General features: G+C 59.1%; 24 protein-coding genes. 11 read left to right on the top strand and 13 right to left on the bottom strand.

Annotated features, from left to right (window positions below; genetic code table 11):
- Positions 1-87 precede the first annotated feature (87 nt).
- The 3 genes from PSEBG33_RS07705 to PSEBG33_RS07715 all read left to right on the top strand — a co-directional run bounded on the left by PSEBG33_RS07705 (position 88) and on the right by PSEBG33_RS07715 (position 2,174).
- Positions 88-1,209 (top strand): beta-ketoacyl-ACP synthase III, encoded by a 1,122-nt coding sequence (locus tag PSEBG33_RS07705; protein WP_005790250.1) that lies wholly within the window; start codon positions 88-90, stop codon positions 1,207-1,209.
- A 123-nt stretch (positions 1,210-1,332) separates the two neighbouring features.
- Positions 1,333-1,947: an RNA polymerase sigma factor gene (locus tag PSEBG33_RS07710; RefSeq protein ID WP_005790248.1), complete on the top strand. Its 615-nt coding sequence runs from the start codon at positions 1,333-1,335 to the stop codon at positions 1,945-1,947.
- Positions 1,941-2,174, top strand: coding sequence for an anti-sigma factor family protein (locus tag PSEBG33_RS07715; protein ID WP_005790246.1), 234 nt, complete (start codon positions 1,941-1,943; stop codon positions 2,172-2,174). Before PSEBG33_RS07710 ends, PSEBG33_RS07715 begins: the two co-directional genes overlap by 7 nt.
- 40 nt (positions 2,175-2,214) lie before the next feature.
- Here PSEBG33_RS07715 and PSEBG33_RS07720 read toward each other — a convergent pair whose 3' ends face one another.
- Entirely contained in the window at positions 2,215-3,537 is a 1,323-nt protein-coding gene (locus PSEBG33_RS07720) for a putative porin (RefSeq protein WP_005790244.1), read from the bottom strand.
- A gap of 284 nt (positions 3,538-3,821) precedes the next feature.
- Between PSEBG33_RS07720 and PSEBG33_RS07725 the strand changes: the two genes are divergently transcribed.
- Complete coding sequence (locus PSEBG33_RS07725) at positions 3,822-4,955, top strand: GNAT family N-acetyltransferase (protein WP_005790243.1); 1,134 nt, start codon at positions 3,822-3,824, stop codon at positions 4,953-4,955.
- A 118-nt stretch (positions 4,956-5,073) separates the two neighbouring features.
- On the opposite strand, the gene aqpZ is transcribed toward PSEBG33_RS07725, so the two are convergent.
- The 5 genes from aqpZ to PSEBG33_RS07750 form a co-directional block, all read right to left on the bottom strand.
- The gene (gene aqpZ, locus PSEBG33_RS07730; protein WP_005790241.1) at positions 5,074-5,775 is read right to left on the bottom strand and encodes an aquaporin Z; all 702 of its coding nucleotides are present in this window, start codon (positions 5,773-5,775) and stop codon (positions 5,074-5,076) included.
- Between the two features lie 174 nt (positions 5,776-5,949).
- The gene (locus PSEBG33_RS07735) at positions 5,950-7,782 is read right to left on the bottom strand and encodes an ABC transporter ATP-binding protein (RefSeq protein ID WP_005790239.1); all 1,833 of its coding nucleotides are present in this window, start codon (positions 7,780-7,782) and stop codon (positions 5,950-5,952) included.
- An 82-nt stretch (positions 7,783-7,864) separates the two neighbouring features.
- Positions 7,865-8,461, bottom strand: a complete 597-nt coding sequence (locus PSEBG33_RS07740) for a peptidylprolyl isomerase A (RefSeq protein ID WP_005790238.1) — start codon at positions 8,459-8,461, stop codon at positions 7,865-7,867.
- Between the two features lie 3 nt (positions 8,462-8,464).
- Positions 8,465-9,268: an alpha/beta fold hydrolase gene (locus tag PSEBG33_RS07745; protein WP_005790236.1), complete on the bottom strand. Its 804-nt coding sequence runs from the start codon at positions 9,266-9,268 to the stop codon at positions 8,465-8,467.
- A 14-nt stretch (positions 9,269-9,282) separates the two neighbouring features.
- A complete protein-coding gene (locus PSEBG33_RS07750) occupies positions 9,283-10,206 on the bottom strand; it encodes a LysR family transcriptional regulator (protein ID WP_005790234.1) in 924 nt (307 codons plus the stop codon).
- Positions 10,207-10,255: 49 nt separating this feature from the next.
- Here PSEBG33_RS07750 and PSEBG33_RS07755 point away from each other — a divergent pair, with 49 nt between their 5' ends.
- From PSEBG33_RS07755 to PSEBG33_RS07765, 3 genes are all read left to right on the top strand, one after another.
- Positions 10,256-10,570, top strand: coding sequence for a hypothetical protein (locus PSEBG33_RS07755; RefSeq protein WP_032803666.1), 315 nt, complete (start codon positions 10,256-10,258; stop codon positions 10,568-10,570).
- Between the two features lie 151 nt (positions 10,571-10,721).
- Positions 10,722-11,321, top strand: a complete 600-nt coding sequence (locus PSEBG33_RS07760; RefSeq protein ID WP_005790231.1) for an FMN-dependent NADH-azoreductase — start codon at positions 10,722-10,724, stop codon at positions 11,319-11,321.
- A 203-nt stretch (positions 11,322-11,524) separates the two neighbouring features.
- Complete coding sequence (locus PSEBG33_RS07765) at positions 11,525-12,397, top strand: carboxylate/amino acid/amine transporter (protein ID WP_005790229.1); 873 nt, start codon at positions 11,525-11,527, stop codon at positions 12,395-12,397.
- On the opposite strand, the gene PSEBG33_RS07770 is transcribed toward PSEBG33_RS07765, so the two are convergent.
- Entirely contained in the window at positions 12,351-13,382 is a 1,032-nt protein-coding gene (locus PSEBG33_RS07770) for an NADP-dependent oxidoreductase (RefSeq protein WP_005790228.1), read from the bottom strand. The two genes, PSEBG33_RS07765 and PSEBG33_RS07770, sit on opposite strands and share 47 nt — an antisense overlap.
- A 63-nt stretch (positions 13,383-13,445) precedes the next feature.
- Positions 13,446-14,234 (bottom strand): SDR family NAD(P)-dependent oxidoreductase, encoded by a 789-nt coding sequence (locus tag PSEBG33_RS07775; protein ID WP_005790226.1) that lies wholly within the window; start codon positions 14,232-14,234, stop codon positions 13,446-13,448.
- Positions 14,235-14,361: 127 nt separating this feature from the next.
- On the opposite strand from PSEBG33_RS07775, the gene PSEBG33_RS07780 reads away from it, so the two are divergent.
- Positions 14,362-14,928 carry a TetR/AcrR family transcriptional regulator gene (locus PSEBG33_RS07780; RefSeq protein ID WP_005790224.1) on the top strand — a complete coding sequence of 189 codons (567 nt, stop codon included), beginning with the start codon at positions 14,362-14,364 and terminating at the stop codon, positions 14,926-14,928.
- Between the two features lie 16 nt (positions 14,929-14,944).
- Here PSEBG33_RS07780 and PSEBG33_RS07785 read toward each other — a convergent pair whose 3' ends face one another.
- Positions 14,945-16,237 carry a mechanosensitive ion channel family protein gene (locus PSEBG33_RS07785; protein ID WP_005790221.1) on the bottom strand — a complete coding sequence of 431 codons (1,293 nt, stop codon included), beginning with the start codon at positions 16,235-16,237 and terminating at the stop codon, positions 14,945-14,947.
- A 192-nt stretch (positions 16,238-16,429) separates the two neighbouring features.
- Here PSEBG33_RS07785 and PSEBG33_RS07790 point away from each other — a divergent pair, with 192 nt between their 5' ends.
- A complete protein-coding gene (locus tag PSEBG33_RS07790; RefSeq protein WP_005790219.1) occupies positions 16,430-17,776 on the top strand; it encodes a DEAD/DEAH box helicase in 1,347 nt (448 codons plus the stop codon).
- Between the two features lie 47 nt (positions 17,777-17,823).
- Here PSEBG33_RS07790 and PSEBG33_RS07795 read toward each other — a convergent pair whose 3' ends face one another.
- Positions 17,824-18,099 carry a hypothetical protein gene (locus tag PSEBG33_RS07795; protein WP_005790217.1) on the bottom strand — a complete coding sequence of 92 codons (276 nt, stop codon included), beginning with the start codon at positions 18,097-18,099 and terminating at the stop codon, positions 17,824-17,826.
- A gap of 154 nt (positions 18,100-18,253) precedes the next feature.
- Between PSEBG33_RS07795 and PSEBG33_RS07800 the strand changes: the two genes are divergently transcribed.
- Entirely contained in the window at positions 18,254-18,655 is a 402-nt protein-coding gene (locus PSEBG33_RS07800; protein WP_005790216.1) for a hypothetical protein, read from the top strand.
- Between the two features lie 39 nt (positions 18,656-18,694).
- Here PSEBG33_RS07800 and PSEBG33_RS07805 read toward each other — a convergent pair whose 3' ends face one another.
- The 3 genes from PSEBG33_RS07805 to PSEBG33_RS07815 form a co-directional block, all read right to left on the bottom strand.
- Complete coding sequence (locus PSEBG33_RS07805) at positions 18,695-19,564, bottom strand: DUF6279 family lipoprotein (RefSeq protein ID WP_005790214.1); 870 nt, start codon at positions 19,562-19,564, stop codon at positions 18,695-18,697.
- Between the two features lie 66 nt (positions 19,565-19,630).
- The gene (locus PSEBG33_RS07810; RefSeq protein ID WP_005790212.1) at positions 19,631-20,353 is read right to left on the bottom strand and encodes a TorF family putative porin; all 723 of its coding nucleotides are present in this window, start codon (positions 20,351-20,353) and stop codon (positions 19,631-19,633) included.
- Positions 20,354-20,566: 213 nt separating this feature from the next.
- Complete coding sequence (locus PSEBG33_RS07815; protein ID WP_003193095.1) at positions 20,567-20,746, bottom strand: hypothetical protein; 180 nt, start codon at positions 20,744-20,746, stop codon at positions 20,567-20,569.
- A gap of 322 nt (positions 20,747-21,068) precedes the next feature.
- Between PSEBG33_RS07815 and PSEBG33_RS07820 the strand changes: the two genes are divergently transcribed.
- Positions 21,069-21,905 (top strand): S1 RNA-binding domain-containing protein, encoded by an 837-nt coding sequence (locus PSEBG33_RS07820; protein WP_019820451.1) that lies wholly within the window; start codon positions 21,069-21,071, stop codon positions 21,903-21,905.
- Positions 21,906-21,923: the final 18 nt, after the last annotated feature.

Raw genomic sequence — 21,923 nt, 5'->3', positions numbered from 1 at the left:
TTGATGCCTGCTGGACGGAATCAAACGACTTTAAGTTTGGTACGACGGTACCAATATCTTCTGCCTGACAGATTTAGAGGAACGACCGTGCATAACGTCGTCATCAGCGGCACTGGCCTGTACACCCCGGCCAACAGCATCTCCAACGAAGAGCTGGTGCAGTCTTTCAATGCCTATGTGCAACAGTTCAACGCAGACAACGCCGCCGCCATCGAGCGTGGCGAGGTGCAGGCGCTGACGGAGTCGAGCGCGGCATTCATCGAAAAGGCATCCGGCATCAAGAGCCGTTTTGTGATGGACAAGGACGGCATCCTCGATCCGCAGCGCATGGCGCCACGCCTGCCCGAACGTAGCAACGACGAATGGTCGGTGCTCTGCCAGATGGCGGTCGGTGCCGCCGAACAAGCCCTGCAACGTGCCGGCAAGACCGCCGCCGACATTGATGGCGTAATCGTTGCCTGTTCCAACCTGCAACGTGCCTACCCGGCGATTGCCATTGAAGTCCAGGAAGCCTTGGGTATCCAGGGCTTCGGTTTTGACATGAACGTGGCGTGTTCTTCGGCCACCTTCGGCATCCAGAACGCGGCCAACAGCATCCAGTTGGGCCAGGCCCGGGCGATCCTGATGGTCAACCCGGAAGTCTGCACCGGCCACCTGAACTTCCGCGATCGCGACAGCCACTTCATCTTCGGTGACGCCGCCACTGCGGTGATCCTGGAGCGCGCTGACCTGGCGACGTCCGAGCACCAGTTCGATGTGGTGAGCACAAAGCTGCTGACCAAATTCTCCAACAACATCCGCAATAATTTCGGCTTCCTCAACCGCACGGCGGAAGAAGGTGTCGGTGCCCCCGACAAGCTGTTCGTGCAGGAAGGCCGCAAGGTGTTTCGCGATGTCTGCCCGATGGTGGCCGAATTGATCGGCGCGCACCTGGCGGAAAATCAGTTGAGTGTGACCGATGTGAAGCGCTTCTGGCTGCACCAGGCCAACCTGAGCATGAACCACCTGATCGTGAAAAAGCTGCTGGGGCGCGACGCGTCGGTGGAAGAAGCGCCAGTGATCCTCGATACTTACGCCAATACCAGCTCGGCCGGCTCGGTGATTGCGTTTCACACTTACCAGGATGACTTGCCCAAGGGCTCGGTTGCCGTACTCAGCTCCTTTGGCGCCGGGTATTCGATTGGCAGTGTGATCCTGCGCAAACGCTGATTGTGTGGGGGCTGGCTTGCCTGTGATGGCATCACTGTGGTGTGACTGATACACCGAGGTGTCTGCATCGCAGGCAAGCCAGCTCCCACAGGACCGGGTGTGCACTTTTAAATAGAGGTTTGAATGGCAGCAGCGGACGACGCGCACCTGCTTGAACGCCTGCTCAAGGGTGAGCAGCGGGCCTATAAGGAATTGGTCACCACTTACCAGAGCGCAATGCGGGCGGTGGCCTACGCCATCGTCGGTCAGCGCCACGCCGACGAAATCGTGCAAGACGCCTGGGTTTCGGTCGTACGCAACCTGGCCAGATTCGAAGGGCGATCGAGTCTCAAGACATGGTTATTGACCATTACCGCCAACGCCGCCAAGGGACGTTACAAACAGAATCGTCGGGAAGTGCTGCTCGACGATTTGCCTTCGCCCCACGGCACCATTGGTGATGATCGCTTCAGCCCGGATGATGGCCATTGGGCTGTCGCACCGTATGCCTGGCACCAGGACACCCCTGAAGCGCTGCTGACCGAAGATGAACTGCGCAAATGCCTGGAGCATACGATTCTGAGTTTGTCCGAACTGCAAAGCAGCGTGCTGGTGTTGCGTGAACGCCAGGGTCTGGAACTGGAGGAAATCTGTAATCTTCTGAGCCTTTCGCTCTCCAACGTTCGTGTGCTCCTGCATCGAGCACGGCTTAAAGTCTTTGCTACGGTGGAGCATTTTGAGGAGACGGGCGAATGTTGACCTGTAAAGAGCAAGTAGCGCGCTCCAGTGACTATCTGGATGGTCAATTGACCTTCCGTGAACGTCTGATGGTGCGTCATCACTTGATGTTCTGCCCGAACTGCCGACGGTTTATCCGGCAGATGCGCCTGTTGCAGGCGACGCTCAAGCGTATGCCGCAGGAGCCGGTGGACGGTGCTGATGCGCTGGCTGAACAGTTGGTGGCCGAGCGCCGTAAGGATATGTAGGAGCGAGCTCACCATCGCAAGCTCGCTCCTACAGTAACGGTTAGAACTTGGCTTCAGCATCCAGCTGCAGGGTGTTGGTGTTGGCATCCCGCTGGGTACGGCTGGCGTAGTCCGCCTTGGTCAGGAAGTAGGTGGCGCCCAGGGCGAAGTTCTTGTCGATGTCGTAGCTGACCTTCATCTTGTGGCCGCGCGAACCGGTGGTACCGTTGGCGAAGTCCGAATCGGTGAACGCGCCTACGACGGCATTACGCTGAACATCGCGGTAGTTGTAGTCCAGGTTGAAACCGAACACCTTGGACTTGGCACCCAGCAACCACGCGGTGTCCTGGTCGGTCACGGCATCGTTGTTTTTCACGTATTGGCCGTAGAACGACAGTGGCACTGCCAGGCCGCCGATGTCTGCCTGGGCAAAACCTTCATACAGGCGGAACTCGTTGTTGGCCGAGTTGCCGTTGACCGCCAACGCGCAAGGCGTGGTGGTGGTTGTGCAGCGGCTGTCCTCGTCATTTTTGTAGGCGTAGACGCTGCCGCCCAGGGTCATTTTCAGGTTGTCGGTGACCGAGAAACGCGTACCCAACTGGCCGGACGTCAGGCGCAGGTCGTGGCGGAACTGCACGCCGTCGCCGTCGACATTGTCCTTGAGGTTGTAGTTACCCAGGCTGCCGAACAGTTCGGCGCTGCTGCCCAGTGGGTATTTGTAGGTGACGGCCAGGCCTTCAGGGTTGATATCGCTATCCCAGATCACGTCGCCCATGTTTACCCAAGGCTGAAGCATCTTGCCGCCGATCACGTGCAGGTTCTTGATCTGGTCCGGGTGGTAGTCGATGTAACCGAGGTCCAGCCAGATCGATTTTTTATCGAAGTAGCCGTCCTGATCCTGGTTGGTAGAACGCGCATCGTCACCACCGCCGGTGGCGATACGGATACCGGTGTCCACCTGCGGGTTGATTTCGGTGTAGGCACCCAGGCGGGCGCGGATACGTTGACGGTCTTTGTCACGCCCACCGTTGTTGGGTTCGCCATCGATCTTGATGGTTTCCTGGCGGAAGCGTACATCACCCTTGAATTGAGTCTTGGCGGCCCAGGCCAGCTTTTGGTCGAAGCTGCTCAGCTCGTTGGTTTTTTTCGCAGTGGCTGCGATCTGCTCGTTGGTCTCTTGTTGAGCTTGGCGTGCGATCTGCTGTTCTTTCTGGTCCTTGGCCAGTTCCGCTTGCAGTTCGGTGTACTGCGACGCGGTGATCTGGCCGTTGGCCTTGAGCATGTCGAGCAATTTAGCGTCGACTGCAGCGCTGGCCGGTACGCTCAGGGCCAGCAACAGGCCGCCGCACAGGAGCGCCGCAGTTTTAGTGGAAGCAAGACGCATATCAATCTCCGAAAGTGAGGAGGGATGGCAAACCATCCAGGACACAACCGACCCATGACGGACGGAAAAAATGTCGCCCGGTAGATCCGGACGCTCTAAAAACTGGCGTCAGTATCGCGACCGTTTATGACGGAGTAGTGGCTAAGTGATTTCATGTAGATGACAGCTTGTAACGCGAAGGAACTAACGCTTGCGCGGTCTGTCGGCGCGTTTTGCAGATGTACGCCAGGCTGCGATAAGCGATACTGCCCAGGCTTTCATGCCGTGAAACAATGAGGATGTCGATGCCACTGCAACGCCTGGACAGCCTGTCCGCAATCGCTGCTCACACTTGGGATGCCCTGGTGCCGCAGGCCCAGCCTTTTGTGCGGCATGGGTTCTTGAGCGCGCTGGAAGACAGCGCCAGCCTGGGCCCGCATACAGGCTGGCAGCCGGAACATCTGCTGCACTGGGAAGGCCCGCGCTTGGTGGCGGCATTACCCAGTTACCGCAAGTGGCACTCTTATGGCGAGTACGTGTTCGACCATGGCTGGGCCGACGCCTGCGAGCGTGCCGGCATTGATTACTATCCGAAGCTGCTGACAGCCGTGCCGTTCAGTCCGGTCAGCGGGCCGCGTTTACTGGCCGCCAGTGCCGAAGACGGCTTTGAGTTGCTCAAAAGTTTGCCGGGTTACCTGGAAATCGAAGGGCTCTCCAGCGCCCATATCAATTTCACCGACGCTTTGGCCGATGATGCCTTGGCCCGGCAGCCCGACTGGATGCAACGCCTGGGCTGCCAGTTTCATTGGCAGAACCGTGGCTATCGCGACTTCCAGGACTTCCTTGATGCCTTGAGTTCACGCAAGCGCAAGCAGATGCGCAAAGAGCGTGAACAAGTGGCCGGGCAGGGCATCGAGTTCGAGTGGCTGCAAGGTCATCAATTGAGCGAGGCCCAATGGGATTTTGTTTATGCCTGCTATGCCAACACCTATGCGGTGCGCCGCCAAGCGCCCTACCTGACGCGGGCGTTTTTCAGCCTGTTGGCCGAACGTATGCCCGAGGCGATCCGCGTGGTGTTGGCCAAGCAGGGCCAGCGTCCGGTGGCCATGGCGTTCAGCCTGATCGGTGGCGACAGCTTCTACGGCCGCTACTGGGGCTGCCTGGGGGAGTTCGACCGGCTGCATTTCGAAACCTGTTTCTACCAGGGCATGGACTATGCCATCGCCCACGGCCTGCAACGCTTTGATGCCGGGGCCCAGGGCGAGCACAAATTGATTCGCGGGTTTGAGCCGGTGATCACGCGGTCCTGGCACTACCTGCGCCATCCGGGGCTCAAGAGTGCCGTGCACGACTTTCTTGAACGTGAACGGGTGGGGATTCTGGCGTATGCCGAAGAGGCGAGGGCGGCTTTGCCTTATCGGCAACCTGACAGCAAGTGAAACACCTTGTAGGAGCGAGCTTGCTCGCGAAGAACGCGTAGGCGAAGCGGGCTGCATCTGGAAGCCTGCGTCATCGTTGACGTTTTTCGCGAGCAAGCTCGCTCCTACAGGGATTTGGTCAGGCAGGCTTTTCTGCGCCCAACCATCGGTACGTAATGCCACCGATCACCGCGCCCAGGATCGGCGCAAGCCAGAACAGCCACAACTGTTCGAGCGCCCAGCCGCCGACAATCAACGCGGGCCCCGTGCTGCGGGCCGGGTTGACCGAGGTGTTGGTGACCGGGATCGAGATCAGGTGGATCAGCGTCAGCCCCAGGCCAATGGCGATGGGGGCAAAGCCCGCGGGGGCACGGCGGTCGGTGGCGCCCAGGATGATCAGCACGAACATCGCCGTCATCACCAGTTCACAGACCAACCCTGCTGCCATCGAGTAACCACCGGGTGAGTGTTCTCCATAGCCGTTGGAGGCCAGGCCGCTCGCCAGTTCAAAGCCGGGTTTGCCGCTGGCAATAAAGTACAGCAGCGCAGCGGCGATGGTGGCACCGATCACCTGAGACACGATGTAGGCCGGCAACTCTCTGGCTGGAAATCTTCCGCCCACCACCAACCCCACCGAAACGGCCGGGTTAAGATGACAGCCGCTGATGTGTCCGATGGCAAACGCCATGGTCAGCACTGTGAGCCCGAAGGCCAGGGCCACGCCGAGCAGGCCGATTCCGACATTGGGGAACGCTGCGGCCAGCACCGCACTCCCGCAACCGCCCAACACCAGCCAAAACGTACCCAGCCCTTCCGTTACGGAACGTTTGAACAGTGACATGAACACTTCCTTAGATTGCTCTATCTGATTAACGGTCTGTGAAGCTTCCCTGCCGCCTAAATCAGGGCCCTCCTGGGGCCTGATTGCAGTACAGCAGGATTGTGTCGCAAGACCAGTTCGATAGAGAAAACTGTCAGAATTGTTCGGAATTGCCCGGGCACCTATCCAATGAAATCAGTCTATTCCGACGAATCCGCCGGTCTGGTGCTGCCATAACCGCGAATAAAGCCCGCCCTGCGCCAGCAACTCGGCATGGCTGCCGCTTTCGGCAATCTGGCCTTTCTCCAGCACTACCAAGCGGTCCATTCGTGCGATGGTCGACAACCGGTGGGCGATCGCAATCACGGTCTTGCCCTGCATCAGGGTTTCCAGGCTCTCCTGGATTGCCGCTTCCACTTCCGAGTCCAATGCCGAGGTGGCTTCGTCCATGATCAGGATCGGCGCGTCCTTGAGCAGCACGCGGGCGATGGCGATACGTTGCCGCTGACCGCCAGAGAGTTTCACCCCGCGCTCACCGACATGGGCGTCCAGCCCGGTGCGGCCCTCGGAATCCGACAACAGCGGGATGAACTCATCGGCGCGAGCCTTGTGCACCGCAGCCCAGAGTTCGTCCTCAGTTGCGTCGGGCTTGCCATACAGCAGGTTGTCACGGATCGAACGGTGCAGAAGCGATGTGTCCTGGGTGATCATGCCGATCTGTGCGCGCAGGCTTTCCTGGGCCACTTCGGCGATGTTCTGGCCGTCGATCAGGATGCGGCCGCCTTGCAGGTCGTAGAGGCGCAGCAGCAGGTTGACCAGGGTCGACTTGCCCGCGCCGGACGGGCCGATCAAACCGATCTTTTCCCCGGCCTTGATGTTGAGGTTGAGGCCGCCAATGATCCCGCTCTTCTTGCCGTAGTGGAAATCCACCTGCTCAAAGTGCACTTGGGCATTGGGGACTTTCAGGCGCGGGGCGTTTTCACGGTCGGTCACGGCCAGTGGCTGGGCGATGGTTTTCAGGCCGTCCTGCACGATGCCGATATTTTCGAAGATGCCATTGACCACCCACATGATCCAACCGGACATGTTGACGATGCGGATAACCAAGCCGGTAGCCAGGGCAATCGCGCCGACGGAAATCAGCGACTGCGTCCACAGCCACAGGGCCAGGCCGGTGGTGGTCACAATCAGCAGGCCGTTCAAGATACAGATCACGGTGTCCATGCTGGTGAGCACACGGGCGGCCAGTTGGGTTTTTTCGGTCTGCTCGATGATCGCTTGCTTGGCGTATTCCTGTTCATTCTGCGTATGGGCGAACAGCTTCAAGGTGGTGATATTGGTATAGCCGTCGACAATTCGGCCCATCAATTTGGAGCGCGCCTCCGAGGAAATCACCGAGCGCTCCTTCACGCGCGGTACGAAGTAGCGCAGGGCCAGGCTGTAGCAGATGATCCATGTGATCAGCGGGATCATCAGCCGCCAGTCGGCCTCGGCAAACAGCACCAGGGCACTGATGGCATAGATCGACACGTGCCAGATGGCTTCTGCCGTCGCCACTGCCGAATCACGCAAGGAGTTGCCGGTTTGCATGATCCGCTGGGCGATGCGCCCGGCGAAATCGTTCTGGAAAAAGTTCAGGCTCTGCTTGAGCACGTAGCTGTGGTTCTGCCAGCGAATGAGGCTGGTCATGCCGGGGTTGATGGTCTGGTGCACCAGCAAGTCATGCAGGCCGTTGAAAACCGGGCGCAGCAGCAGGGCGACCACGGCCATCCAGATCAGCTCGGCGCTGTGGATCTGGAAGAAATTCGCCGGTGGTGTGCCCTGGGCCAGGTCGATGATGCGGCTCAGATAGCTGAACAGCGCCACTTCGATAAGCGCACCGACCAGCCCCACCACCAGCAGTGCGGCGAAGCAGGGCCAGACCTGGCGCAGGTAATAGAGATAGAAGGGCAGGACTTTTTCGGGAGGGGCCGCGCTGGGAGCGTCGCGGAAAATATCGATCAGTTGTTCAAAGCGACGATAGAGCATTGGGTTTGACGCCCGCCGGGCGGGCTCTCCTTTCAAATGCGCGCGGTGCCGTGTGGGCACCACGCGAAGCTACCTGCAGACCTCAGTCGATGCGCTTGGCCGACTTGATCAACACAGGATCGATTGGCACGTTCTGCATGCCTTGTTTGGTGGTGGTCTGGGAGTTGACGATGATGTCGACCACATCCATGCCCTTGACCACTTTGGCGAACACGGCGTAACCGGCATCGCGGCCCGGGTCGAGGAAGGCATTGTCGGCTACGTTGATGAAGAACTGGCTGGTGGCCGAGTTCGGGTCATTGGTGCGGGCCATCGACAGCGTGCCGCGCACGTTATGCAGGCCATTGCTGGCTTCGTTCTTGATCGGTGCTTCAGTCGGTTTTTGCGACATCTGCTGGGTGAACCCGCCGCCCTGGACCATGAAGCCCGGGATCACGCGGTGGAAAATCGTGTTGGTGTAGAAACCCTTGTCGACATAGGCGAGGAAGTTCTTGGTGCTGATCGGCGCCTTGACCGGGTCCAGTTCGATTTCAATGTCGCCATTGGTGGTGCTGATCAGCACGTGAGGCGCGGCGGACTTGGCCGGTGCGGCAGGTTTCACCGGTGCAGCAGCGGTGGCGGCCATCAGGTTGGCGGCAAACAGAAAGGAGCCGGCAAAGAAGGCGATTTTTTTCAGCATGGGTCAGTGATCCTGGGTAGTGGTTTCGACTGTCTTTAGAAAATCGAGCAAGGTCGCGTTAAAGACTTCGGGTTGATCCAAGGGCGTGGCATGGCGGGAATCTTCGATCACCACCAGTCGCGCATCGGGCAGCAGTTTTACATAGATTTCTTTCTGCGCCACGGGGGTGTAGTCGTGGTCGGCGCTGATGACCAGGGTTGGACAGGTAATTCGCGAAAGTTGTTCCTGCACGCCCCAGCCCACAATCGCGTCGAAGCTGGCGAGATAAGCACGTTTGTCGTTGCTTGCCCAGCGTTCGGCCATCTTGCGGCGCAGGTCGGCCTGGGCAGGTTTGGGGAACAGTCGTTCGCCCAGGGCGTTGCCGATGGTGCGCAGGCTGAGTACGCGGGCCAGGGTCCAGCGTTTGGCCCACTGCCAATAGTCACCTGCGCTGCGCACCTTCACTTCGGGCGCGCTGTTGACGATGCACAGGCTTCTGACTCGCGCGGGGTCGTCCACCGCCAGTTGGAAGGCGATCATGCCGCCCATGGATAAACCCACAACGTGGGCGGGCGGCAGGTCCAGGTGCTCGATCAGGGCGAGCAGGTCGAACGTGAAGCCCTGGATGCTGTAGCGCTCGCGGGGCTTATCGGAGCGGCCATGCCCACGCACGTCGACCACGATCAGGCGATAGTGCCGAGCCAGTACCGGCACTTGCAGCTCCCAATCCTGGCTACTGGAGCCCAGGCCGTGGATCAGGATCAGCGGCGCACCGTGGCCGTATTCCTCGTAGTGCAGGCTGCAGCCTTCGTGGTCGAACCAGGCCATGGATGAACTCCGTTTCAGGCTTGTCGGGGAGCGGCGAAAGGCGCATCCAGGGGAGCGGTGTCAAACGTGCGCAGCAGCTCCACGAGAATCTGCGTCGCCGGCCCCAGGGGTTTGTCCTTGTTGGAGTAGAGATAGAACGTCGGGTGACGGCTGCCGCCTTGTTCCAGGGGCAGTTGCTTGAGTACGCCTTCGGCCAGTTCGCGCTCGATCATGTGCCGCGGCAGCCAGGCAAAGCCCAGGCCGCTGCCCACGAAGGCGGCGGCGGTAGCCAGGCTGCCGACGGTCCAGCGCTGTTCGGCGCCCAGCCAACCGACGTCGCGCGGTTGCTGGCGGCCGGAGTCGCGGATGACCACCTGCATCTGGCTTTCCAGGTCCTGGAAACTCAGCTCGCGATTCATGCGGTGCAGCGCATGTTCGGGGTGGGCCACGGCGATAAATTCCACATCGCTCATTTCGGTGCCCAGGTAACCGGGGATACTGAAACCGCAAATTGCCAGGTCGGCTACGCCTTCGATCAGCAGTTCTTCGACGCCGGACAACACCTCTTCACGCAAGCGCACGCGGCAGCCGCGACTTTGCGGCATAAACGCAGTCAGGGCGCGCACCAGGCGCGCATTGGGATAGGCCGCATCCACTACCAGGCGCACTTCGGCCTCCCATCCCTGTTCCATATGATGGGCAAGGTCTTCCAGTTGACTGGCGTTCTTCACCAGTTGCCGGGAGCGACGCAGCAGCACTTCACCGGCCTCGGTCAGCACCGCCTTGCGCCCGTCGATGCGCAGCAGCGGCACGCCGAGTTGATCCTGCATACGAGCCACGGTGTAGCTCACCGAGGATTGCGAACGGTGCAGCGCTTCAGCCGCCTGGGCGAAGCCGCCATGGTCAACCACGGCCTGCAACGTGCGCCATTGATCGAGGGTAACGCGGGGCGCTTTCAACATGAGCTCCTCTTGTCCTAAGCTGGCGGTCCTTATTGGAGACTGCCGAATGAGAAAATTGTGTTGTGTGTTGCTGGCGCTGCTGCCGATGAGCGTATTTGCCTACCCTATCGACGTGACGAAAAAGATCGATGGCGTCAGCATTGATTACACCGCCTCCGACGTGGACGCAGACATCAGCTCGATTCAGCTGAACAACTACGGCACCCAGGATGCTGTGTGTTCGGTAATCTTCACCAACGGCCCGGAATCGCCGCGCCGTCGCACCGTGAGCGTGCCAGCAGGCAAAAGCACCAACACCACGGTCAAGTTCAACCGCGCCATCATCAAGATGCGCATTGCCTTGAACTGCAGCCCCAAATAAAGCGATAGCGGAGCCTTTCCACAGGGGTACTCCGCTTATAAACAAATTTATAGATGGGTTATAGCAGTTTTTTGCGCTTTTTTATCGAATGAGCCCTGGTTAATCTTTTCTCCATCGACTTACAATATTCACCGATGGAGCCTACATAGCCATGTCCAACGTTCTGATCATCGAAAGCAGTGCGCGCCAGCAGGATTCTATCTCTCGCCAGCTCACCCAACAGTTCATCAGCCAATGGCGGGCTGCCCACCCAGCCGATCAGATCACCGTGCGCGACGTGGCGCTCAACCCGGTTCCACACCTGGACGCCAACCTGCTTGGCGGCTGGATGAAACCTGAAGATCAGCGTAACGACAGCGAACAGGTATCCCTGGAGCGTTCCAACACATTGACCGACGAATTGCTCGCCGCCGATGTGTTGGTAATGGCTGCACCGATGTACAACTTCGCCATCCCCAGCACCCTCAAAGCCTGGCTGGATCACGTCCTGCGCGCCGGCGTAACGTTCAAGTACACCGCCACCGGACCGCAGGGCTTGCTGACCGGCAAACGTGCCATTGTGCTGACCGCCCGTGGCGGCATTCACACCGGGGCCACCTCGGACCACCAGGAACCCTACCTGCGTCAGGTGATGGCCTTTATCGGCATTCACGACGTGACCTTCATTCACGCCGAAGGGGTGAACCTGAGCAGCGACTTCCAGGAAAAAGGCATCAACCATGCCAAAGCCCTGCTCGCACAGGTGGCGTGATCCGTTAATCGCCAGATAATCGCGGGCTGTTTATATAACGCCACGCCAACCCTTCAAGTACGCGTATCGAACCTCCCTTTGCACTTGTTGCTCCTGAGTGCTCCTGCCCGACTGCCGCTTTAGCGAGGTCGGGTTTTTTTTGCCTTGAGTTTCTTCAAGATTGGAAAAGCTTTAATGTCGCGCCCATTCGAAACGAGGCGCGCATGGGCTATTTACTGGTTGTCACCCTGATTCAGGCATTTTCCTTCAGTTTGATCGGCGAATACCTCGCCGGTCACGTCGACAGCTACTTCGCAGTGCTGGTGCGCGTGGTGCTGGCCGGGCTGATCTTTATCCCGTTGACGCGCTGGCGCTCGGTGGAGCCAGCGTTCATGCGCGGCATGTTGGTGATCGGTGCATTGCAGTTCGGTGTGACCTACGTATGCCTGTACCTGAGCTTTCGCGTGCTGACGGTGCCGGAAGTGCTGCTGTTCACCATCCTCACACCGCTGCATGTGACTCTGATCGAGGACGCACTTAATCGGCGCTTCAATCCTTGGGCACTGGTCGCGGCCCTGGTGGCGGTGGGCGGTGCGGCGGTGATTCGTTTCGATCAGATCACCCCGCACTTCCTGATGGGATTCTTGCTGCTGCAATTGGCCAACTTCACCTACGCCGCCGGGCAAGTCATGTACAAGCATCTGGTGGCGCGTTATCCCAGTGACCAACCGCACTTCCGGCGTTTCGGTTATTTCTACCTGGGCGCCTTGTTGGTGGTGTTGCCGGCGTTCCTGCTGTTCGGCAAGGCTGACTTTTTGCCGCAAGCGCCGCTGCAATGGGGCGTGCTGGTGTTCCTTGGTTTGGTCAGCACCGCGCTGGGTATGTACTGGTGGAACAAGGGCGCCTGTCTGGTCAATGGCGGCACTCTGGCGGTGATGAACAACCTGCATGTACCGGTGGGGCTGCTGTTGAACCTGCTGATCTGGAATCAGCATGAGCCGCTGGGCCGACTGGCCCTGGGTGGCCTGGTGATTCTGGGTGCGGTGTGGATCAGTCGGCTCGGCGCACGCCAGGCACGGGCGGCGCTGTCATCGTGATCACCACTTTGCCTTTGGCGCGGCCTTGTTCGACATAGCTCAGGGCTTGGGCTGTGGACTCGAAAGGGAAGGTGCGGTCGATCACCGGCTTGATAATGCCGGCTTCCACCAGCGCGGTCAGTTCATCCAATTGGGCGCCGCTGGCGCGCATGAAGAGGAAGTCATAACGCACGCCTTGTTTGCGCGCTTTGCGACGTATACCGCTGCTCAACACACCCATGACCAGGCCCAATAGCCACGACAGCTGCTGCTCGCGAGCAAACGCCTGCGTCGGTGGCCCGGAGATGGAGATGAGTTGACAGCCCGGTTTGAGAATGTCGAGTGACTTTGCCAGTGCGTCCGGACCGAGACTGTTCAAGACGACGTCATAATCATTGAGCAGGGTTTCGAAGTTTTGCTGCTTGTAGTCGATCACTACATCGGCACCCAGTGCCTTGACCCACTCGACATTGGCGGTGCTGGTCGTCGTTGCGACAAATGCGCCCAAATACTTGGCAAGCTGGATGGCGATACTGCCGACTCCGCCGGAACCGGCATGAATGAAGACCTTCTGGCCTTTTTTCAGCCTCGCTGTTTCAACCAGTACTTGCCATGCCGTCAATGCGACCAGAGGCAGGGCGGCGGCTTGCTCCATCGTCATGTTCGCAGGTTTGCGTGCCAGTGCGTCCTCGCGTACCGCAATCAGCTCGGCGAACGTGCCGATACGCTGCTGTGGAGGGCGGCCATACACTTCGTCACCCGGCTTGAAGCGTCGCACCGCGGACCCGACGCTGAGTACCACGCCAGCCAGGTCATTGCCCAGTATCAACGGCAATGCATACGGCAGAATCAGTTTGAATTCGCCCTTGGCGATTTTTGCATCCAGCACGTTGACGCTGCTGGCATGTACTTGAACCAGCACGTCATGCTCACCCACCACTGGTGTTGGCGCTTCGGTGATGCGCCCGGTCTGTTTGCCGTAACGTTCGATGGAAAATGCCTTCATGGTTCAACGCTCATCGCTTCGAGAGGAAGGGCAGGCGCATAGAGCGCGCCTGCAACAGGTTGATCAGGCTTGGGTCAGGTACCGCTCGGCAACCTCGGACTGCTTGATCTGCGACAGCAAGCCTTGTCGGGCTGCCTGCAAGGCATCCCAGCGTGCGCCGTCCTGCAAGGGCGGGATGGTCACGGGCTCACGACGGTCGAAACCGACCAGCGCCGCATCCACCAGGTCACCTACTTCCATCACATCTGTGAGGGTGTTGATGTCAATGCCCGCCCGGTCCCAGATCTCGGTACGCGTAGCGGCCGGTAGCACGGCTTGCACATAGACACCTTTGGCGCCCAACTCCAGGCTCATGCCCTGGGACAGGAACAGTACGAATGCCTTGGTCGCGCCATATACGGTCATGCCGAACTCTGGCGCCAGGCCCACCACCGAGCCAATGTTGATGATAGCGCCGTTGCCGGCTGCCGCCAGGCGTGGGGCAATGGCGCTGGCAAGCCGTACCAGCGCGGTGGTGTTGAGCGCGACCAACTGAGCGACACTGTCGGTGGACTGTTCGATGAAGCTGCCGGACTGTGCGGCACCGGCGTTGTTGACCAGCGTGCCGATGCTGGAATCTTCGCGCAGACGTGCTTCGACCGCTGCCAGGTCAGCGATCTGGGTCAGGTCAGCGGGGAGGATATCAACAGTGATGGCGTGCTGTTCACGCAGACGTGCAGCGAGCGCTTCCAGGCGCTTGGTATCGCGGGCGACCAGAACCAGGTCGTGACCACGCTGGGCAAAGCGTTCGGCGTAGGCGGCACCAATGCCGGTCGAGGCGCCAGTGATGAGAACGGTCTTGGAAGTGCTCATGGTGTGATGCTCAGTGAGTGCAGGGAGGTTTTATGATGTCGATCATAATCAAAGCTGTCAACGGTTTTGATTATGATCGACATCATAGTAAGATCCCTCTATCGCAGGGCAGCAGGAGCGCATAGAAATGAAGATCACCAAGACGCAATCACAGAACAATCGAGCGCATATCGTCGCGACGGCTTCCGCGCTGTTTCGTGAGCGCGGTTTCGATGGGGTCGGTGTGGCCGAACTGATGGCTGCCGCTGGTTTTACCCAGGGCGGCTTCTACAAGCACTTCGGCTCCAAGGCGGATTTGATGGCAGAAGCGGCCGCCAATGGCCTGGCGCAGTCGCTCGCCAGCAGCGTGGAGATGGAGGCGGGGGAGTTTTTCGAGGTTTACCTGTCCAGGCAGCACCGCGATCATCGCGGCGGCGGGTGCACGTTGGCGGCGTTGTGTGCAGACGCTGCGCGTCAATCAGGGACCCTCAAGGAAACCTTTGCCAACGGCTTGGAAAACACGCTGCAAGCGCTGGAGGCAAAGTACAACACGACGCAGGACGAGCCACAGCAAGACGTGCGCGCGAAAATGCTCAACAGGATGGCCCATGCCATTGGCGCAATCATGTTATCGCGGGCGTGCCCGGATGATTCCGCTTTGGCTGATGAAGTGCTTGAGGTTTGCCGCCAGGAGATTACGGCATCACTGCCGTAATCCCGTTCGGATCACTTCACGCCGTTTCGATGGCGGGTAGTTGCGCGGCCCCGGCCAACGCCGGCAATACGCCGGCGCGCAGGTCGTTGCCACTCGGCTGCTGATACAGGCTCAATCCGAACTCCGGCAACACTGCCAGTAGATAATCGAAAATATCCCCCTGGATCCGCTCGTAATCCGCCCACGCGGTGGTGCGGGTAAAGCAGTAGATCTCCAGCGGTACGCCCTGGGCGGTGGTTTGCATCTGGCGCACCATGCAGGTCATGTTCGGCTGGATGTCCGGGTGGCTTTGCAGATACGCCAGGGCATAGGCGCGGAACGTGCCGAGGTTGGTCATGCGCCGGCGGTTGGCCGACAATTGCGCGCTGTGGCCCTGGGCCTCGTTCCAGGCCTTGAGTTCGGCCTGTTTGCGACTGATGTAGCCGGTGAGCAGGTGCACCTGGGTCATGCGCACTTCTTCGTCATCGCGCAAAAAGCGCACGCCGCTGGCATCGATGTACAGGCTGCGCTTGATGCGCCGCCCGCCGGAGGCCTGCATACCGCGCCAGTTCTTGAACGACTCGGACATCAAGCGCCAGGTCGGGATGGAGACGATGGTCTTGTCGAAATTCTGCACCTTGACCGTATGCAGGGTGATGTCCACCACATCGCCGTCGGCGCCGACCTGGGGCATTTCGATCCAGTCACCAACCCGCAGCATGTCGTTGCTGGTCAATTGCACACTGGCGACGAACGACAGCAGCGTGTCCTTGTACACCAACAGAATCACCGCCGACATCGCACCCAGGCCCGACAGCAGCAGCAGCGGCGAACGGTCGATCAGGGTGGCGACGATGATGATTGCGCCAAACACGAACAACACCATTTTTGCCAACTGCACATAACCCTTGATCGAGCGGGTGCGTGCATGTTCGGTGCGTGCGTAGATATCCAGCAGCGCATTGAGCAGGGCACTCATCGCCAGCACCATAAACAGAATGGTGATCGCCAGGGCCACATTGCCGATAAACAGAATGGCGGTCTTGCTCAGGTCAGGTACCAGGTACAGGCCGAACTGGATCACCAGGGACGGTGTCATTTGCGCCAGCCGATGGAAGACTTTGTTATGTCGCAGATCGTTCAGCCAGTGCAGGGCCGGTTGCCGGCCAAGCAATTTGACTGCGTGCAGGATGAGGTAACGCGCTACCCGTCCAACCAGCAATGCCACCACCAGCAGCACCAGCAAGCCGAGGCTGGAATGCAGGACCGGGTGTTCATCGAGGGCGCCCCAAAGGTCTTGGACGTTGAGCCAGAGCTGTTTGATATCCATGAGTGAACCGATTCTTCTGTAAGACAACACGGGGCGATTAGAGCATTTAAGTGCAACAAAGTTGACGCTCTGGACAAAATCGCTCACAAAAAAGCAGCTGATTAGCCCTGTTCGCGTAAAGAAACTCGGTTTGGCCGCCCGAAACCGGTAACCTATGGCGCTGATATTTTGTATTTCTTCGAGGTAGCACCCGTGTTTTCCCAATTCGCCCTGCACGAACGCCTGCTCAAAGCCGTGGCCGAGCTTAAATTTGTCGAGCCTACGCCTGTGCAAGCAGCGGCCATCCCGCTCGCGCTCCAGGGGCGTGACCTGCGGGTGACGGCTCAAACCGGCAGCGGCAAGACCGCCGCTTTCGTCTTGCCGGTTCTGAATCGTCTGATTGGCCCGGCCAAGGTCCGCGTCAGCATCAAGACCCTGATCCTGCTGCCGACCCGTGAGCTGGCCCAGCAGACCCTCAAGGAAGTCGAGCGCTTCTCGCAGTTCACCTTCATCAAGTCCGGCATCATTACCGGCGGCGAAGACTTCAAGGTCCAGGCTGCCATGCTGCGCAAGGTGCCGGACATCCTGATCGGTACCCCGGGGCGCATGATCGAGCAACTCAATGCCGGCAACCTCGACCTCAAGGAAGTCGAAGTACTGGTGCTCGACGAAGCCGACCGTATGCTCGACATGGGCTTTGCCGATGACGTGCAACGCCTGGTCGCTGAATGCGTCAATCGCCAGCAGACCATGCTGTTCTCCGCCACCACCGGCGGTTCAACCCTGCGCGACATGGTTGCCAAGGTGCTGAACAATCCTGAGCACTTGCAGGTCAACAACGTCAGTGACCTGAACGCCACCACGCGTCAGCAGATCGTGACCGCTGACCATAACGTGCACAAAGAACAGATCCTCAACTGGTTGCTGGCCAACGAGACCTACCAGAAGGCCATCGTGTTCACCAACACCCGTGCCGCCGCCGACCGCATTTACGGGCGTCTGGTCGCGCAGGAATACAAGGCGTTCGTGCTACACGGCGAGAAAGACCAGAAGGACCGCAAGCTGGCCATCGACCGCCTCAAGGCAGGCGGCGTGAAGATCCTGGTAGCCACCGACGTCGCTGCCCGTGGCCTGGACGTTGATGGCCTGGACCTGGTGATCAACTTCGACATGCCCCGCAGCGGCGACGAATACGTGCACCGTATCGGCCGTACCGGGCGTGCCGGCAACGATGGCCTGGCCATCTCGCTGATCTGCCACGGCGACTGGAACCTGATGTCGAGCATCGAGCGCTACCTCAAGCAATCGTTCGAGCGCCGTACCATCAAGGAAGTCAAAGGTACTTACACCGGGCCGAAGAAGGTCAAGGCGTCGGGCAAGGCCGTTGGCGTGAAGAAGAAAAAGACCGACGCCAAGGGCGACAAAAAGAAAACCGGCGCCAAATCGCCGACCAAGCGCAAGATCGCCAACCGGCCGAAGACCGACAACCTGTCGCTCGTCAGCAAGGATGGCATGGCGCCACTCAAGCGCCGCAAGCCAGAAGCGCCTGCTGCCGAATAAGCAGCCAGGCAGAAAAAAACCGGACATTGTCCGGTTTTTTTTCGCCATCAGTTTTTGACTTTGGAGGCGGCTTCTTTCAGTTCTTTGAGCCTTGCGTCGATCAGCTGGCATTTGTCGGGAAACTCGGCGCTTTCGGTGTCCAGGTCCATTTTCTGCAACTGGGCATTCATCTCCTTGGCTTTCTGCGGATTCTGTTCCGTTAGCTGGGTCACTTGCCTTGCCAGTTCTTCGCGTTTGGCCGTGGCCTCTTCAGGCGTGCAAGCCCAGGCGGGCAGGGCGCTCAACAGTGTGGCGGCAATCGCCAGGTTCATCAGGGTTTTCATGGTCGGACCTCCTTGGCGGTATAGGCAGTTGAGGCGGCGAACGTCTGGAAAGTTCAGAGAAATGACGCCCGTCTATCCGGGTGAACGGCCAGTGCCCTCACGTGTCACTACCTATGACGGGCTAATTTTCCATCGGCCTGCAGGAGGAATCAGGATGACGACTTACAACTGGGATCTGATCGAACGTCTGCTGCATGAAGTGCAGAACGGCGAGGGCAGCTTCGCCCCGCGTAAATACGCCGAGCAGGAAGCCGCTGATAAGGCGACGGCTGGCGAGGACACCGGGAACCTGGATACGCTGAAAAGAACCGCTGCGGATTACGAGGCGTTGTTGTTCAAGCGCGGGTTTATTGAGTCGCGCCCCGAAGAGGAAGGCGGCAATGGTGAAAACTTCATCTTGACCGCGCGCGGTGCAAGCCTGCTGGCGTTGATTGACAGTTCGATTCCTGGCCATGAGCACCCCCGTCAAGTGATGGACGAGCAGGAGGACGCGCTGGAGAAGGCGACCTTCGATCAAGTCTCTTCCAAAGCTGCGATTGCCGGTGGCACTATCTAACCCCTGAATCCAATGTGGGTGGGAGCCCTGCTCCCCTCCCTATTGATTTGCGCCGGCTTTGAGGCATTTAAGCGCTTTGAAATCGCCTCGTACGCCGTCGATTTTTTGCCTCAGCTTCTTACGCTGTTGCTCGGTGCTCTCAGCCATCAGGTCCACGATCAGACTGCGCGCCGCCGCTTCGGTCTGGGCATAGGCAGCGCGGTATTCAGGCGTCCATAGGCTCTCTCTGTCCACCAGCAAACGTTGCATTTTCTGCGGGAAGTCGGCGTCGTGGCGGTGCTCGACGGCCTCGATAAACTGCGCCTGCCAATGGGCGCGGTTGCCGATCCACGCCTGGTTCTGTTCGCCCAAAGCGTTGGACCACGCCGTTACGCGGTTTTGCTGGCTGGCGCTCAGCGGGCCGATCCAGGCATCCAGGCGCTTGCTCATGCGCTCGGCGCGTTCCTTGATCTGCTGGGCCAGCGGCGGCTTGAGGTATTCATCCTGGCGTTTGCGCAGGTCCTTGGCCAGGGCGTCGCTCATGTCCTTGACCTGCTGATCGTCCAGGCCTTGCAGCAATTGCACGGCGGAGGGGGTGATTTCCCGCGCAATCTCGGCAATTGCCTGTTTGGCTTCGACAGTACGGGTTTGCAATGCGGCGTCGGTGACCTGGTTACTGTCGACCATCTGCTGCAGGCGGTCGAGCCAGTCCAGGTAGCCCGGCAATTGCGTGGTGCAATGCCAGGCCAGGTGTTCCTTGAGGGTGTCGTTGAACCAGCTCTTCTGCCCGGCATTCATGTCCAGGTAGTCGTTGAGGGTCCAGGGGATGATCACGTCGAGATTACGGTAGGCCAGGCCCACGCGATTGCAGCCGGCGAGCACCAGGCTCAGGGTCAGCAGTACCATCAGGAGTTTGAGCCGGCGCAACATGGGCGAGTCCTTGCACGGATGGGGTTAATGCATGTGAACCTGCGCGGGGTGCGACAGTTCAGCCCATCAATAAAACGGCCGGACGGCCTTCAAGGTCAACAGGCCGTCGCATTGCGAGTTGTGTCCGGAGTAGGCCGAGCAGTCACCGCCGCTGAGGCTGGAGTCGCTGTAGATCAGATCCAGGTCGATGCCTTTCCAGGCCCGGGAGAATTGCACCGACCAGTCGCTGAAACTGCTGATGGCGCCGTTTTCTACCGACACCGGTGTGCCCAATTGGTGGGTGGTGTATTTCATGCTGACGCCGATACCGAACGGCTGGGTGCCGCCGAGGTCGGCGAACAGGGTGCTGTCCTGGCGGTCGGGGTCGTTGCTGAAGGACACGCCGAAGCGGTTGCCCAACAGGTTCAGGCCGCCGTAGAACTCCTGGCTGTCGAGGGGGCTGACCTTGGGGTAGCTGTAGTGAATCAAGCCCACTTCATAGCCCAGGGTCTGGTCGAAAGGGCGTTTGAAACCCAGGTAGGAGTCAACTTCGAGATTGTTGGCCGACGACAGGCCCATATTCGGTGAAAACTGGCCGAAATACAGGCCGCTGTCGTGGGTAAGGTCCAGGCCACCGTGGAACGAGTCACTGCCAGGAGAGGTGGGCTTGACCAGACCCTGGGCCATGCTACGGCTGGGGGTGGTGCCCAATTTCAGGTCGAAGTCGCCCAGTTCACGCTGAAAAATCTGCGCTTCGGCCAAAGGGCTGGCGATCAGAATGCTGACCAGGAAAATACAGCGTTTAAGCATGCTTCACTCCATGAAAAGCGAGGAGCAGTAACGGACGGGTTCGAGCAGATGCCCGTGCTAGACGTGTGCAAGGATACCGGCGAATGCCAGGCATTGAGGCCCGTTCGTCGATTAACTTGATATTGAAGGGGGTACGAGGGTGTTTCCAACTCTAGTCCTAGCGCCTTGAAGGCAAGACGCTTAGGGACCAGATGCAGTGCGCAGGCAGGACGATTACTTCTTGCCCAGGCTGATCTGCTTGGACGGGCCGAAAGTCTGGCCGCTCACGCCCTTGGCAATTTGCTGGATTTCGCCGCCGGACTTGAGGAAAGCAGCAATCTGGCTATTGATCGATTCGCTGGTTTCAACGGCGGGAGCTGGCTTTGCTTTGCTGTTGGATGCTTTTACACGCATGGCGGCCACTAACCTGTAGAGAATTAACTTGGCCAGGCATCGTACAGGAAATACTTGACAATTGCTTGGCAAATATCCCCTGAGAATATAGACCAGGCTGGGAAAGAGCCCAGGTTTAATGATGAAATAAGCCGCTAACTTACTGTTTTAGCTCGAAACCATGGGCGTATGCGAGGTTGGCGGCCCGGAAAAATTCAACCGATTGATCAGACGAGCGGGGCGATGCTAGTAGAACGCCATGCCAGCCCGCGATTTTTCAGGCGCGCGCGCGTGCAGGGCCCAACTCGGGTAGAATGCCGCCCACGCAATGAGGGTATTGGAAATGGCTTTAGTCGGGCGCTACAACAGCTTGCAAGTGGTCAAGCACACTAACTTTGGTTTGTACCTCGATGGTGCGCAAGATGGCGAAATCCTCTTGCCTAATCGGTATATCCCTAAAGATATTCCCAGTGAAGATGAAGACTGGCTCAATGTTTTCATTTACTTGGACAGCGATGACAAACTTATCGCCACCACTGAAAAACCCAAAGTTCAAGTCGGCGAATTTGCCAGTTTGAAAGTTGTGGAAGTCAACAGTATCGGGGTGTTCCTCGACTGGGGCCTGCCAAAGGATCTGCTGCTGCCGTATTCGGAAGAAAAGCGCCAGCTGACAGCGGGTGAATATTGCGTGGTGCACGTCTACCTCGACAAGCACACCAAGCGCATCACCGCCACCGCACGCCTTGACCGTTACCTGGACAAGACGCCGGCCAACTATCAGGTGGGCCAGGAAGTCGATCTGCTGGTGGCTGAAGCCACGGACATGGGCTTCAAGGCAATCATCAACAACAAGCACTGGGGCCTGATCCACAAGAACGAAGTGTTCAAGTTCCTGCGCCCGGGCAAGGAAGAAAAAGGCTTCATCAAGGAGATTCGCGCCGATGGCAACATCAGCCTGAGCCTGCAACCGGTCGGCCAGGAAGCGGCCTCCAGCCTCAACTCCAAGATCCTCGCCAAGTTGCGTGACAACAACGGCACCCTGCCGGTCAGCGACAAAAGCGATCCGGCGGTGATCAGCAACTTGTTCGGCGTCAGCAAAGGCAACTTTAAAAAGGCCATTGGTGCGCTCTACAAGCAAGGCCAGATCGTGATTCACGCCGACCGCATTGAACTAAGCTGATCGCGCCTGGCTCTCTGT

Source organism: Pseudomonas synxantha BG33R, from assembly GCF_000263715.2.
GTDB lineage: Bacteria > Pseudomonadota > Gammaproteobacteria > Pseudomonadales > Pseudomonadaceae > Aquipseudomonas > Aquipseudomonas synxantha_A.
Note: the sequence above shows the minus strand (reverse complement) of the source record. Positions and strands in the feature narration are given on the sequence as shown.